This window comes from Pseudomonas sp. (assembly GCF_049300855.1).
GTDB lineage: Bacteria > Pseudomonadota > Gammaproteobacteria > Pseudomonadales > Pseudomonadaceae > Aquipseudomonas.
On the sequence record NZ_JBAQKH010000016.1, the window covers coordinates 139,842 to 154,525 of the forward strand.

The 14,684-nt window shown below is 59.8% G+C and carries 10 protein-coding genes and 4 pseudogenes; 9 read left to right on the forward strand and 5 right to left on the reverse strand.

All coding sequences use genetic code 11. The features are described 5' to 3' along the window. Positions 1–18 precede the first annotated feature (18 nt). The 3 genes and pseudogenes from WA225_RS05720 to WA225_RS05730 form a co-directional block, all read right to left on the reverse strand. Positions 19–1,089, reverse strand: a pseudogene (locus WA225_RS05720) (HAMP domain-containing protein); the annotation flags it as partial. Positions 1,090–1,188: 99 nt separating this feature from the next. Next, positions 1,189–1,491, reverse strand: coding sequence for a cell division protein ZapA (locus WA225_RS05725; RefSeq protein WP_064117128.1), 303 nt, complete (start codon positions 1,489–1,491; stop codon positions 1,189–1,191). Beyond that, complete coding sequence (locus WA225_RS05730) at positions 1,488–1,718, reverse strand: hypothetical protein (RefSeq protein WP_016987570.1); 231 nt, start codon at positions 1,716–1,718, stop codon at positions 1,488–1,490. The genes WA225_RS05725 and WA225_RS05730 overlap by 4 nt, the downstream gene beginning before the upstream one ends. Before the next feature lie 345 nt (positions 1,719–2,063). Here WA225_RS05730 and WA225_RS05735 point away from each other — a divergent pair. The 5 genes and pseudogenes from WA225_RS05735 to selO all read left to right on the forward strand — a co-directional run. Beyond that, positions 2,064–2,720 (forward strand): annotated as a pseudogene (locus tag WA225_RS05735) (MCP four helix bundle domain-containing protein); the annotation flags it as partial. Positions 2,721–3,023: 303 nt separating this feature from the next. Next, a pseudogene (locus tag WA225_RS05740) lies at positions 3,024–3,623 on the forward strand (methyl-accepting chemotaxis protein); the annotation flags it as partial. 544 nt (positions 3,624–4,167) lie between these two features. Continuing rightward, on the forward strand, positions 4,168–5,910 hold the full coding sequence (locus WA225_RS05745; RefSeq protein WP_422607194.1) for a potassium/proton antiporter: 1,743 nt from the start codon (positions 4,168–4,170) through the stop codon (positions 5,908–5,910). A gap of 34 nt (positions 5,911–5,944) precedes the next feature. Beyond that, positions 5,945–9,298 carry a mechanosensitive channel MscK gene (gene mscK / locus WA225_RS05750; RefSeq protein WP_422607195.1) on the forward strand — a complete coding sequence of 1,118 codons (3,354 nt, stop codon included), beginning with the start codon at positions 5,945–5,947 and terminating at the stop codon, positions 9,296–9,298. Between the two features lie 48 nt (positions 9,299–9,346). Further along, positions 9,347–10,810 carry a protein adenylyltransferase SelO gene (gene selO / locus WA225_RS05755; RefSeq protein ID WP_422607196.1) on the forward strand — a complete coding sequence of 488 codons (1,464 nt, stop codon included), beginning with the start codon at positions 9,347–9,349 and terminating at the stop codon, positions 10,808–10,810. A 6-nt stretch (positions 10,811–10,816) separates the two neighbouring features. On the opposite strand, the pseudogene WA225_RS05760 reads toward selO, so the two are convergent. Next, positions 10,817–11,005, reverse strand: a pseudogene (locus WA225_RS05760) (helix-turn-helix domain-containing protein); the annotation flags it as partial. A gap of 211 nt (positions 11,006–11,216) precedes the next feature. Between WA225_RS05760 and trxC the strand changes: the two are divergent. Continuing rightward, entirely contained in the window at positions 11,217–11,651 is a 435-nt protein-coding gene (gene trxC / locus WA225_RS05765; protein ID WP_422607197.1) for a thioredoxin TrxC, read from the forward strand. A 131-nt stretch (positions 11,652–11,782) separates the two neighbouring features. On the opposite strand, the gene WA225_RS05770 is transcribed toward trxC, so the two are convergent. After that, positions 11,783–12,553 (reverse strand): ParA family protein, encoded by a 771-nt coding sequence (locus WA225_RS05770; protein ID WP_038360142.1) that lies wholly within the window; start codon positions 12,551–12,553, stop codon positions 11,783–11,785. 356 nt (positions 12,554–12,909) lie between these two features. Between WA225_RS05770 and WA225_RS05775 the strand changes: the two genes are divergently transcribed. From WA225_RS05775 to WA225_RS05785, 3 genes are read left to right on the forward strand one after another with little or no spacing between them, the layout of a single operon-like run. Then, complete coding sequence (locus WA225_RS05775; RefSeq protein WP_422607198.1) at positions 12,910–13,635, forward strand: beta-ketoacyl synthase chain length factor; 726 nt, start codon at positions 12,910–12,912, stop codon at positions 13,633–13,635. Then, on the forward strand, positions 13,611–14,423 hold the full coding sequence (locus WA225_RS05780) for a lysophospholipid acyltransferase family protein (RefSeq protein ID WP_422607199.1): 813 nt from the start codon (positions 13,611–13,613) through the stop codon (positions 14,421–14,423). Before WA225_RS05775 ends, WA225_RS05780 begins: the two co-directional genes overlap by 25 nt. Next, positions 14,401–14,676 carry a phosphopantetheine-binding protein gene (locus tag WA225_RS05785; protein ID WP_422607200.1) on the forward strand — a complete coding sequence of 92 codons (276 nt, stop codon included), beginning with the start codon at positions 14,401–14,403 and terminating at the stop codon, positions 14,674–14,676. Before WA225_RS05780 ends, WA225_RS05785 begins: the two co-directional genes overlap by 23 nt. Positions 14,677–14,684 lie beyond the last annotated feature (8 nt).

Below are 14,684 nucleotides of genomic sequence, written 5' to 3' on the forward strand. Positions count from 1 at the left end.
GCGCTGGCTGTCGAGGAAACGATTGAAGCCGCGAGCGAGGTCGCCCAGCTCATCAGCACGGCTGGAATCTAACCGGTGGGTCAAATCTCCCCCACCGCTACCGATTGCTACCAGTGCGGCTGTTACTTGCCGAATCGGCCGCACCAGACCTTGCGCCAGCCATACCACCAAGGCGAGGCACACCAGCGCCACCGCCAGACCGATACCGCCGCTCATCCACATGGCTTTGCGCGCCTCGGCATAGATCTGCGATTGCGGCACTTCGGCCACCAAAGTCCAGCCAAGATCACGCAGAGGCAGGCTGAAAGCGAGAAAGTCTTCGCCATCTCGTTGGAAATTGCTGCTGACGGCAGTTTTTTGACCGAGGACCGCTTGCGCCGCATTGGCGCCAATCTGCTCGCTCAAGGTGCGTTTACCGCTGAACTGCGCCTCGGGATGCACCTGAATCAAACCGTCGGAACGCACCAGATAGACCTTGCCGCGCTCACCAAAGCTGAAGTTGTGGATCAGCTCCGACAGCTCTTTCATGCTCAAACCGAGCCCCGCCACGCCGACCACTTTGCCGGCCTGTTCGACCTTCAAATCGATGAACAGCGCCAATTCTCCGGTCGCCCCGTCGTTGTCGATGTTCAGGGTGCGCGGCTGATTGCTGTCGAGAAAAGAGTAGAACCAGGCATCCGCCGGTTTGGCGCGATTGAGGGTGCGATCCAGACCTTTTTCGGTGATGTAGTGATTGGATTCGGTGCCGATGATTAAAGCGGTAAACGCCTTGTGTTCGGCGCGGATGCCTTCCAGATACTGCGCGAAGCCCGCCGTTTTGCTGCTGTCTTCGCCAGTAGCGAGCCAGTCGCGGACCATTGTGTTGCTGGCAATATCCTTGGCCGCCGTCAGCGGTTGCACGAGGATCCGTTCGATATCGTTGCGCGTCGCTTCGATGCTCGACGGCAGTGCTTGTTCGACCAGATAGCTCTGGGCGAGGCGGTTGACCACCAGGGTATAAATGCCAACCACGATCAGGATGCTGACCAGCAGGGCGGTGCCCATGCTGAGAATCAGCTGCCATTGAATACTGCGTCGCCACAACTGCATGGAGCACCCCCAAAGAATAAGTGGCCGAAACAATGCAACAGCCGTGCCGATTGTATACAACCAAGTCGACAATCTATTCTTTGGTTGTGCGCAGCTCCATCAACCCTGGTTGATGGTCTTGGCGATGGTGTCGACCGTGGCGCTGACTTGCTCTTGGTAACGGTCGAGCTCTTCTTTGTGCTGTTTCTTCATTTCGATCTGCTGCGAGCACAGATTCATCGCCGCCAGCACCAGCAAGCGGTCACCGATCAGTGTCGGGTATTTGCGCTTGGTGTCATCCAGCGCTGCCTTGAGCATCATGGCCGCGTCCAGCAGGGTCTGTTCTTCCCCGGCCGGTGCCTTGATCGAATAGTCCTCCCCGAGAATGGAGACGACTTTTACCCCTGCTGTGTGGTGGTTCATGCGCTGACAGGACCTGCGTTGACGCGATCAACCAGCGCTTGTATGCGGGCAGCGGTGGCGCCGTGCTTTTCTTCCTGCTCCATCAGGTTCAGTTGCAGGCTTTCGTTTTCATCCTTGGCCTGGGCCAGTTCCGTGGACAGGGTCTGGTTGGTTTGCGCAAGGCTCTGGTTCTGTTGCACCAGGTCGCTGACGAGCTGTTCCAATTGGCTGAGGGATGCTTCCAACATTTTGATCTTCCAAGCGTTTTTCAAAGGGCGCGTACGATAAAGAAAAGTCACCACGGATGCCAGGGTTAAACCGGCGCAAGGCCTTGATTTTCCTGGTGGCGGACCGTTCCTGCGAGTTTTAAAGACTGTGATCTGCCGATCTGGTTCCTGCACTTCGTCGCCCCAGGCCTTATGCGACAAATCCGCACAGTGCCTCAAGACTTTAGTCGTATGACCGATAAGTCATCCATATCGCAGTCTCAGCCCGCATGGAAGCGGCCCTCTCTTGGTATCCGCCCCATGTCCCTTCGCAATATGAATATCGCCCCACGGGCGTTTACCGGCTTCGCCCTGATCGGCGGCCTGATGCTGATTCTCGGCGTGTTCGCCCTGAACCAGATGAGCAAAATCCGCGCAGCGGGCGAAGACATCGCTACTCAAAGCGTGCCGTCGATCAAGGCCCTCGATGAATTCACTCAATTGACGCTGCGCCTGCGGGTGCTGTCGTACCGGTTGCTGATCAACCGCGAACCCGACGTGCAGCAAAAAACCATCGAGCTGTTCGAGTTGCGCAATCGGCAGATCGCCGACGCTCAACGTACCTACGAACCGTTGATCGACGGCCCGCAAGAACGTGCAGCCTACGACCAGTACGTGCAGCTCCTGGGTCAATACCGTCAACTCGAAGACCGGATGAAAACCCTGTCGCGCAACAATCAGATCGATGAACTGCGGCAGATGCTCAACTCGGATTTGCTGAGCAACTCGGAAGCGGTGAACACTGCACTGGCGCGCCTGCTGGAGATCAACACCCAGCAAATCGCCGAGACGGATAAAGGCGCGAGCGATCAGTTTTCGATGTCTTTCAACCTTGTGGTCACGTTGTTGGTGATCGCCACTGGCTTGACGTTGCTCTTCGCCTGGCTGCTGACCGCCAGCATCACCAAGCCGATTTCCAAAGCACTGGACGCTGCGGAAACCATCGCCGAAGGCAACCTGACCCAACCGATCCACGTTGACGGTGAAGACGAGGCAGGACGTCTGCTGGCAGCGATGGCGAAGATGCAATCGAAACTGCGCGACACCTTGCAGCGCATTTCCGGCTCGGCCACTCAGTTGGCTTCGGCGGCTGAAGAGCTGAACAGCGTCACCGACGAAAGCGCGCGTGGCCTGACCCAGCAAAACAACGAGATCGAACAGGCGGCCACTGCGGTCAACGAAATGACCAGCGCCGTGGAAGAAGTCGCACGCAACGCCGTGAGCACTTCGGAAGCTTCGAAGAACGCCACCACCTCGGCCGGTGACGGGCGTGATCTGGTGCAGGAGACCGTCAGCGCCATCGAACGCATGAGCGCTGATGTGCAGAGCACTGCTTCGCTGATCGGTGATCTGGCGAATGAATCCCGTGATATCGGCAAGGTGCTCGACGTGATTCGTGGTCTGGCCGATCAAACCAACCTGCTGGCATTGAACGCGGCCATTGAAGCGGCGCGTGCCGGTGAAGCCGGTCGTGGTTTTGCCGTGGTGGCGGATGAAGTCCGTGCCTTGGCGCACCGCACTCAACAGTCGACCAGCGAAATCGAGCGGATGATCGGCAGCATTCAGAGCGGCACCGAACACGCCGTGGATTCGATGCGCAACAGCACCGAGCGTGCCGAGTCGACCCTGAACATCGCCCGTGGTGCGGGTATGTCGCTGGACACCATCAACACCGCGATCGTCGAGATCAACGAGCGCAACCTGGTGATCGCCAGCGCCGCCGAAGAGCAGGCGCAGGTGGCGCGGGAAGTCGATCGCAATCTGGTGAATATTCGTGATTTGTCGGTGCAATCGGCGACCGGGGCGAATCAGACCAGTGCGGCGAGTAATGAGCTGTCGCGGTTGGCGCTGGACCTGAACAACATGGTTGGGCGGTTTAGCCTGTGATTCAGTAGATCAAGATCAAAAGCACCCTCACCCCAGCCCTCTCCCAGAGGGAGAGGGGGAAAGGGGGCAGATTTTCGTGTTTTCAAAACCTGAGTTCGACTCGGAATTTCAGGTCGGCGTACCTCGCACAAACACCTCGATCGGTCCCCTCTCCTCCCAAGAGAGGGGAAAGGGAGCAGATCTTCGTGTTTTTCAAAACCTGAGTTCGGCGCGATATTTCAGGTCGGTGTAACTTGAACAAACACCTCGATCGGTCCCCTCTCCTCCCAGGAGAGGGGGAAAGGGAGCAGATTTGCGCGCTGTTCAAAACCTGAGTTCGACTCGCAATTTCAGGTCGGCGTACCTCGCACAAACACCGCGATCGGTCCCCTCTCCCTCCGGGAGAGGGCTAGGGTGAGGGCAGCAATCTTCAGCCGAACCAAAATCCCGAACACGCCAGCGTAAAAACCTTTTTGACAGCATCACATTTCAACAGGTTAGAATCGCTGGCACGCAGACTGCATGGTCAGTTTGTGCCCGTCTTTACGCTTCTGGAGTACTGCCTTTGAATGCGACGACCATCAACAGCCTGTTCTTGATCGGCGCGTTGCTGGTAGGTGCAAGCATTCTCGTCAGCTCCCTCTCCTCCCGTCTCGGCATTCCGATTCTGGTCATCATCCTCGCGGTCGGCATGGCCGCCGGGGTCGATGGCGGCGGGATCATTTTCGATAACTACCCGACGGCCTATCTGGTCGGCAACCTCGCCCTCGCGGTGATCCTCCTCGACGGCGGCTTGCGCACGCGAGTGTCCAGTTTCCGCGTGGCGTTATGGCCGGCACTGTCGCTGGCCACGGTTGGCGTGTTGATCACCACCGGGCTGACCGGCATGGCCGCTGCCTGGCTGTTCGACCTTAATCTGATTCAAGGCCTGTTGATTGGCGCCATCGTCGGCTCGACGGACGCTGCGGCGGTGTTCTCGCTGCTCGGCGGCAAAGGCCTGAACGAACGGGTCACCGCCAGCCTGGAGATCGAATCCGGCAGCAACGACCCGATGGCGGTGTTTCTCACCGTGACCCTGATCGACATGCTTGCCAGCGGCCAGACCGGCCTGCACTGGAGCCTGCTGACCCATCTGATCCGCGAGTTCGGCATCGGCGGCGTGATCGGTCTTGGCGGCGGTTGGGTCATGCTGCAACTGGTCAACCGAATCAATCTGGCCAACGGCCTCTATCCGATTCTGGTGATCGCCGGCGGTCTGGTGGTGTTCGCCCTGACCAACGCCTTGCACGGCAGCGGCTTCCTCGCGGTTTATCTGTGCGGTCTGGTCATCGGCAACCGTCCGGTGCGCAGTCGCCACGGCATTTTGCACATGCTCGACGGCATGGCGTGGCTGGCGCAGATCGGCATGTTCCTGGTGCTGGGTCTGCTGGTAACGCCACATGATTTGCTGCCGATCGCCCTGCCCGCTCTCGGCTTGGCGCTGTGGATGATTCTGTTTGCGCGGCCATTGTCGGTGATGGTCGGCCTGCTGCCGTTCAAGGCCTTCCATGGCCGCGAGAAAGCGTTTATTTCCTGGGTCGGCCTGCGCGGCGCGGTACCGATCATTCTGGCGGTGTTCCCGCTGATGGCCGGGCTGCCGAATGCGCAGCTGTACTTCAACCTCGCATTCTTCATCGTGCTGGTGTCGCTGCTGGTGCAGGGCACGAGCCTGCCGTGGGTCGCCAAGCTGTTGAAGGTGACCGTACCGCCGGAGCCTGCGCCGATTTCCCGCGCGGCGCTGGAAGTCCACGTCACCAGTGAATGGGAGTTGTTCGTTTACAAGCTTGGCGCGGAGAAATGGTGCATCGGTTCACCCCTGCGCGAACTGAAAATGCCCGAAGGCACACGCATCGCGGCCCTGTTTCGTGGCCAGCAACTGCTCCATCCGTCGGGTAGTACGGTGCTGGAAGTCGATGATTTACTGTGTGTTATCGGCCATGAACACAACCTCGGCGCCCTCGGAAAACTCTTCAGCCAGGCGCCGCAACGGGGTCTCGATCTGCGCTTCTTCGGTGATTTCGTGCTGGAAGGAGACGCCCAGCTTAAAGCGGTTGCGGCACTCTATGGCTTGCCAGCCGAGGGCATCGACCCGGACATGACCCTGGGCGCCTTCATCGCCCACAAAGTTGGCGGTGCGCCCATCGTCGGCGACCAGGTGGAATGGAACAACACCCACTGGACGGTTGCGGTCATGGACGGGAACAAGATCGGCAAAGTGGGCGTCAGATTCCCCGAAGGAAGTCGCCCGGGCCCCGGGCTCTTCCTCTAAACTGCGTCCACTCTCACTTGCTTGACCGGTCTCTATGCCTACCCTGCGCTCCTTTTTCGCCGCGGCCCTGCTGGGCCTGAGTCTTACTGTCGGCCCGCTGTACGCCGCCGAACCGCCGTCCAGCGATGCCGTGCAGGCCAGCCTGGACAAACTCGCCGACAGCAAACTGCCGGATGCCGATAAGAAGAGCCTGCAAACGGTCCTGCAGAACACGCTCAATCAGCTGAACAATCAGCGTGATTACGAGCAGAAGCTGATCGATCTCAAGCAGCAACTGGCGACTGCGCCCAAGCAGACCATTGAGAACACCCGCGAATTGACGCGCCTCAAGGCCAACGCCGTGGTGCCGGTGGCGCAGCGTTTTCCCAAGGAGTCGATTCAGCAACTTGAGCAAATCCTCACCGATCGCTCGACCCAGCAAAGTGACCTGCAAAAAGCCCTCGCCGACGCCAACAGCCTGATCATCACTGCGCAGACCCGCCCGGAGCGTGCTCAGGCAGAGATTTCCGCCAGCCAGACGCGCATCCAGCAGATCAACAACATCCTCAAGTCCGGCAAGGACGCGGGTAAAACCGTCACCGCCGAGCAGCGCGATCAGTTGAACGCCGAACTGGCGGCGCTCAATGCGCTGATCCCGTTGCGTCGCCAGGAGCTGGCCGGCAACAGCCAGTTGCAGGATCTGGGCAATGCTCAGCACGACTTGCTCTCGGAGAAATCCGACCGCCTCGACCGCGAGATCCAGGAACTGCAAACCCTGATCAACCAGAAGCGTCTGGCGCAGTCACAGGAAACCGTAACGCAGCAGTCGATCGAAGCGCAGAAGGCCGGGAGCAGCAGTCTGCTGGCCATCGAAAGCACAGCGAACCTCAAGCTTTCCGACTACCTGCTCAAAAGCACCGACCGCCTCAATGAAGTCACCCAGCAGAATCTGCAGACCAAGCAACAACTCGACAGCCTGACCCAAAGCGATTCGGCGCTGGACGAGCAGATCAGCGTGCTCAAGGGCAGCCTGCTGCTGTCGAAAATTCTCTATAAGCAGAAACAAGCCCTGCCGCGGCTCAAGGTCGACCGCGATCTGGCGGATCAGATCGCCGACATTCGCCTGTGGCAATTCGACGTCAGCCAGCAGCGTGAGCAACTGAGCAATCCGGCCGCCTATGTCGACAACCTGCTCTCCACGCAGCCGCCGGAGCAGGTCACACCGCAATTGCGCAAAAACCTGCTGGATCTGGCCAACACCCGCGCCGATCTGCTGGAGCGGTTGAACCGCGAACTGAGCGCCATGCTCAACGAGTCGATCACCCTGCAACTCAACCAGAAACAACTGCTGAGCACCGCGCAGAGCCTGCGCGCAACGCTGGATGAGCAGATGTTCTGGATCCCGAGCAACAAGCCGCTGGATCTGGAATGGATGCGCGCGGTACCGGAGCGCCTGAAGCGTCAGGTCGACACCCTGCCATGGGCCTCCAGCCTCAGTGAGCTGACCGACGGCCTGATCCAGCGTCCGTTGCTGTTCCTGCCGCTGGCGCTGTTGATCGGCGCGCTGTTATGGCGGCGCAAGAGTCTGTACGGCAGGCTGAACAAGGTTCACCAGGACATCGGTCACTTCAAGCGTGACAGCCAGTGGCACACACCGCAGGCGATTCTGATCAATATTCTGCTGGCGATGCCGGTGGCCCTGGGCCTGGCCTTGTGTGGCCTGGCGTTGCAGATCGATGCGCGCGGGCAGAACGCCAACATGGGCGCGGCGTTGCTGCAAATGGGTCAGGCATGGCTGGTGTTCTACACCGCTTACCGGATTCTCGCGCCGGGCGGCGTGGCGGAATTGCACTTCCGCTGGGAAAAGCCGCAGGTCGAATTCCTCCAGGGCTGGATCCGTCGGCTCGGTCTGGTGGTGATGGCGCTGGTGACCATTGTCGCCGTGGCCGAACTGCAACCGGCAGCATTGGCCGACGACGTGCTCGGCATGCCGGTGGTGCTGACCTGCTACGCCTTGATGGCGTGGCTGCTCAGCCGCTTGCTGATCAGCAGCCCGGCCCACGAGAACACCTCGCTGTTCCGCAAAGCCGTCGGGGTGATGTTCACGTTGCTGCCGATCGCGCTGTTCGTCGCCGTGTGCTTCGGCTACTACTACACCGCACTGAAACTCAGCGACCGCCTGATCAACACGCTTTATCTGCTGATGTTCTGGCTGGTGATCGAAGCGACGTTCGTCCGTGGTCTGAGTGTTGCCGCGCGTCGTCTGGCCTACCAGCGCGCCCTGGCCAAACGGCAGGCAGCGAAAGAGGCTGGCGATGGCGAGGCGGTGATCGAAGAGCCGACCCTGGACATCGAAAAGGTCAACGAACAGTCCCTGCGCCTGATCCGTCTGGCCCTGCTCGGCGGCTTCATCGCCGCGCTGTACTGGGTCTGGTCGGACCTGATTTCAGTGTTCTCGTACCTCGACAACATCACCCTCTACGAATACACCAGCGGCACCGGCGCCAACATGAGCATGGTGCCGATCAGCATCGGCGACATGCTCGGCGCGCTGATCATCATCGGCATCACCTTCGCCCTCGCGCGCAACCTGCCCGGCCTGCTCGAAGTGTTCGTGCTGTCGAAACTGAATCTGGCGCAGGGCAGTGCCTACGCGACCACCACGTTGCTGTCGTACGTGATCGCCGGTGTCGGTTTCGTCTCGACCCTGTCGACCCTCGGCGTCAGCTGGGACAAGTTGCAATGGCTGGTGGCGGCGCTGTCGGTCGGTCTCGGTTTCGGCATGCAGGAGATCTTTGCCAACTTCATCTCCGGCATCATGATCCTCTTCGAACGCCCGGTGCGGATCGGTGACACCATCACCATCGGTAACCTGTCGGGCACGGTGAGCAAGATCCGCATCCGCGCCACGACCATCACCGACTTCGACCGCAAGGACATCATTGTCCCGAACAAGACGTTCATCACCGGGCAATTGATCAACTGGTCGCTGACCGACACCATCACCCGCGTCACGCTGAAACTGGGTGTGGATTACGGTTCCGATCTGGATCTGGTCAAGGAGTTGCTGCTCAAGGCTGCCCGCGAGAATCCGCGTGTGCTGAAAGAACCCGAGCCGCACGTGTACTTCCTCAACTTCGGCGAAAGCACCCTCGACCACGAGTTGCGCATGCACGTGCGCGACCTCGGTGACCGCAACCCGGTGCTCGATGAGGTCAACCGCTTCATCAACCGCGAGTTCAAGAAGCAGCACATCAACATCTCGTTTCGCCAGATGGAGGTTTATCTGAAGAACCTCCAGGGCCAGGAATACAAGATGGTGCCGATCGAACCGGAAACGAAAACCATCGTGCCGATCGCCGACGACCAGAAACCACTGCAAGAGCCGCCGCCGGCCAAACTCGACTAACCGGTCTATTCCCAGCAGAATGCTCGGACATTCTGCTGGAGCCGGCCCTTGAAAGCCCTCGACGAACTGACCTTCGACAATCGCTTCGCCCGCCTGGGCGACGCGTTCTGCGCCCACGTGCTGCCCGAGCCGATCGACAATCCGCGTCTGGTCGTCGCCAGTCCGGCAGCCTTGGCCCTGCTCGATCTCGATCCGGCCACAGCCGAAACTCAAGAATTTGCCGAATTGTTTGGCGGCCACAAGTTGTGGGCCGATGCCGAGCCGCGAGCGATGGTCTATTCCGGGCATCAGTTCGGCGGTTACACGCCGCAACTCGGCGATGGTCGCGGGCTGCTGCTCGGCGAGGTCTACAACACTGCCGGCGAGCACTGGGACTTGCACCTGAAGGGTGCCGGGCAGACGCCGTTTTCGCGCATGGGTGACGGCCGCGCGGTACTCCGTTCGTCGATCCGCGAATTCCTCGCCTCCGAAGCCTTGTTCGCGCTGAACATTCCTTCGTCGCGCGCGGCGTGCGTGATCGGTTCCGACACCCCGGTCTGGCGCGAAAAGCAGGAACGCGCGGCGATGGTCCTGCGTCTGGCGCCGAGCCACATCCGCTTCGGTCATTTCGAGTATTTCTATTACACCAAGCGCCCCGAGCAGCAAAAGCAGCTCGGCGAGCACGTGCTGGCGATGCACTTCCCTGAATGTCTGGAGCAGCCGGAGCCGTATCTGGCGATGTTCCGCGAAATCGTCGAGCGCAACGCCGAACTGATCGCCAAGTGGCAGGCCTATGGTTTCTGCCACGGCGTGATGAACACCGACAACATGTCGATCCTCGGCATCACCTTCGACTTCGGCCCGTTCGCCTTCCTCGACGATTTTGACGCCAACTTCATCTGTAACCACTCCGATGATCAGGGTCGTTACTCGTTCAGCAATCAGGTGCCGGTTGGCCAGTGGAACCTCAGCGCGCTGGCCCAGGCGTTGACGCCGTTCATCAGCGTTGAAGCCTTGCGCGAAACCCTTGGCTTGTACCTGCCCCTGTTCCAGGCGCATTACCTCGACCTGATGCGCCGCCGCTTCGGCTTCACCACGGCCGAGGACGATGACCAGAAGCTGCTGGAAGACCTGTTGCAACTGATGCAGAACAGCGGCGTCGATTACACGCTGTTCTTCCGCCGACTCGGTGAAGAATCCGCCGAACAAGCCGTCGCCCGTTTGCGTGACGATTTCGTCGACATCAAGGGTTTCGACGCCTGGGGCGAACGCTATGTCGCCCGGGTTGCCCGCGATGGTGATGGCGATCAGGCACAGCGCCGAGCGCGGATGCATGCGGTCAATCCGCTATACATCCTGCGCAACTATCTGGCGCAAAAAGCCATCGATGCGGCTGAGCAAGGGGATTACTCAGAGGTGCGCCGACTGCATGCGGTACTGAGCAAACCGTTTGAGGAACAGCCGGGGATGGACGGTTATGCCGAGCGGCCGCCGGAGTGGGGCAAGCATTTGGAGATCAGTTGTTCTTCCTGAGTAAGGTCAGGTAAACACGTCGATCGGCACATTGAAACGTTCGGCCAACCAGCGAATTTGGCGCAAGTTGAGCTTGCGCTTGCCGCTCAAAATCTCCGAGACAACCGATTGAGTACCAACACCTGGTAAATCGCTCTGGGTCAGGACGTGCTCACGCATCATGTAACCGAGAACCTCTTCGCCACTTGCCTGGGGCGTTTAACTGTCTTGGCGGTCATAGGAATGGCATTTCGCTCAGGTCTGCACAAGATGACCGATTAGATGAAATACAGATAGTCAGCCTCCGCGCAGACGTGCGTAGGCCCTTTCCTCAACTGAGGAAGGTAATGACCTACAGATCAATTCCTTGATAATCGCGACTTTGCCTCCAGATCAGTCTCATAGACTTCCTGCCTGAGAGCCCATCATGACCGACCCACTCCTCATCCCCTGCCCTTCCTGCAACGGCCTCAACCGCATCCCGGCCGAGCGCCTCGCCGACCAGCCCAAGTGCGGACGCTGCAAATCCGCCGTGCTGCTGAACAAGCCTTTCGAACTCAAGCAAGGCGATTACGCCAGTCAGATCAAGGGTGATCTGCCATTGCTGGTGGATGTCTGGGCGCAGTGGTGTGGGCCGTGCAAGTCATTTGCGCCGGTGTTCGAGCAAGCGGCGGCGCAGTTGGCGGGCAAGTGCCGCTTGGCCAAGCTTGATAGTGAAGCGAATCAGCAGTTGTCGGCGCAGTTGGGGATTCGCTCGATTCCGAGTCTGATTCTGTTCAAGAACGGAAAGGAAGTGGCGCGGCAGAGTGGTGCATTTCCGCTGCCGCAGTTGATGGCGTGGTTGCGTAGCCAGGGCATCTGACACACCCCAAAACCCCCTGTGGGAGCGAGCTTGCTCGCGAAAGCGGTGGATCAGTTAACGAAGATGTCGACTGAACTGACGCATTCGCGAGCAAGCTCGCTCCCACAGGTGTTCATGGATAGCTCAAGAGATCAGTGATCTTCGAGCAAGTTATGCAATTCGACGAACTGCTGGGTCAGCTTGTGGCGCGGGTCGAGGTGGATCAGCGGCATGCTGGCCTGGTGCGATTCGCGCATGCGCACTGAACTGGTCAGGTACACCGGCAGCACCGGCAAACCTTCGGCGATCAACTCATCGAGAATCTGCTGCGGCAAGCTGGCCCTGGCCTGGAACTGGTTGACCACAATGCCTTCGACTTCCAGGCCTTCGTTGTGGTCGTCCTTCAGCTCTTCGATTTCCGCGATCAGGCCGTACAGGGCCTGACGGGAGAAACTGTCGCAATCGAAGGGGATCAACACGCGATCAGCGGCAATCAGCGCCGACACCGCATAGAAATTCAGCGCCGGTGGTGTATCAAGGTAAATCCGGTCGTAATCTTCGGACAGCTCATCCAGCAACTTTCGCAGCTTGTTGATCTTGTGCTTGGCCTCGAGCTTGGGCTGCAAGTCGGCCAGTTCAGCGGTCGCCGTGATGATGTGGAGATTGTCGAAGGGGGTTTCGTAGATATCCGCCTGATTCTTCTTCGAGAACGGCCCCGACGACAGCGTCTGCTTGAAGAAGTCGGCAATGCCCATCGGGATGTCGTTGCCGGTGAGCCCCGTCAGATATTGAGTGGAATTAGCCTGGGCATCGAGATCCACCAACAACGTGCGATAACCCTCGCTGGCACTGACCGCTGCCAGATTGCAGGCAATGCTGGATTTGCCTACGCCACCTTTCTGATTGAACACCACGCGCCGCATGACCAAACCTCCGTGTATCAAAGAATGACCGAGTGTAGATGCGCTCAGCCTCGCTTCGCTACCTTCATGGACATGGACTACAGAGTCAGGTGCAAATATCCACGGACAGCCGCTGCAAAAACCGCCGCTAATCGCCGAGATAGCCGACAGACAGCCCGCTGATAATCTGGATAATGGCCAAGTGACAGTTTCCCGGCGAACCAGTCGGTACATTTCATTGCACAAAATGTAACCAGCATTTGCTACACACTCCTCGCACCGGGATAATGCGCGCCACCCGGCGCCAAGCGTCACGTCAAGCCTGCCGCGGCTTTGGCGGTTCACCGCGTCAACAAATGCCCGCAGGGGCGGGATGAATGTCCGTGATCAACTTCAACATCGCCCAATGGCGCGCGTGGGCCCCGGGGCTCGACAGCGTGGACGCCTGGCAGGCCTGGAGCCGACAACCGGTCGTGCTCCAGAGCAGTGATGCCGCGCCCGATGTGTCGTTTTTGCCGGCCATGCAGCGGCGCCGCCTCAGCCGCCTGGCGCGCATGGCATTCAGCGTTGGCTGGCCGCTCGCCGACGGACGGGACAATCTGCCATTGGTGTTTGTCTCGCGCCACGGCGAAACCCCGCGCACCTACGAGATCCTCAGCGATCTGGCCAACGAACAACCGCTGTCACCGACGCAGTTCAGCCTGTCGGTGCACAACGCAATCATCGGCCTGTGGTCGATCATGCGCGGCGAAACCAGTGAAATGACCGCCATTGCCGCCGCCGGCGACGGTCTCGAAAACGGCATGCTCGAAGCCGCGGCCCTGCTCAATGAAGGCGCGCCGGCAGTGTTGCTGGTGATCACCGAAGAGCAGCCGCCCGCAGCGTACTCGGCGTGGATCGACGACGTGCCGTTTCCTTACGCGCTCGGCCTGTTGCTCACCCCGGGTACCGACTGGCGGCTGACCCTGAACAGCACCACACAAACACGGTCAAAAGCGCACTGGCCCCACGCGCTGAATCTGTTGCGCACCCTGCTCGGCCAGCAACCCCTTTGCCAACATGCCTGGAAAAATCGTGTATGGACCTGGCAACGCAACCCGTGACCGAGAAAAACCGCGACGCCCATTACTGGCGCTTGCTGGCCACCGCCGCAAGCTTCGCCCTGTTCGGGCTTGGCGGGTTGTGCCTGCGCGTGCTGGTGTTTCCGCTGCTGAGTTGCCTGCCCGGTGACGCCCTCGTGCATCGTCAGCGCGCGCGGCAGACCGTCAGTCGGCTGTTCTGGTTTTTCGTGCGGTTCATGGCCCGCACCGGCGTGTTGACCTATGACATTCAGGGCGCTGAACGCCTGGGCCGACCGGGGCAGATGATCATCGCCAACCACCCGTCGCTGATCGACGTGGTGTTTCTGATCGGCCTGGTGCGCCAGGCCAATTGCGTGGTGAAGAAAAGCCTGTGGGAAAACCCCTTCACGCGCGGCCCGTTGCGCAGCACCGAGTACATCAGCAACGACGGCAGCATGGACATGCTCGATGCCGCCGCGCAGTCCCTGCAAAACGGCCAGACATTGATCATTTTCCCCGAAGGCACCCGCACCCAGCCGGGCCAGGCGCCGGCCTTTCATCGGGGGGCTGCGGCGATTGCCCTGCGTGGTGCGAAAATCCTCACGCCGGTGATTATCAAGGTCAGCCCGACCACATTGACCAAGGCCGAGCCGTGGTATCGGATCCCGAGCCGCCGCGTGCACTTCAGTTTTCGCGTTGGGGCCGATATAGACCCACAGACCTTTGCCGCGCTGGGGCCCGCCCCGCAAGCCTCGCGCAAGCTAAACGATTATTTGCACTCTTACTTTATTAAGGAGCTCGCCGAAGATGAGCGATCTGAACACTCATAGCCTGATGCATGACATCAAACTGCTGATCATCGACGCCCTCGGCCTCGAAGACATCAGCGCCGACGACATCGGCGACGAGCAGACGCTGTTCGGCGAAGGCCTCGGCCTGGATTCCGTCGACGCGCTGGAACTGGGTCTGGCGATCCAGAAAAAATACGGCGTCAAGATCGATGCCGACGCCAAAGACACCCGTAACCATTTCACCAACGTGGCGAGCCTTGCGGCTTTCGTCACGGCAAAACAGGCAGCTTGAGACCGGAC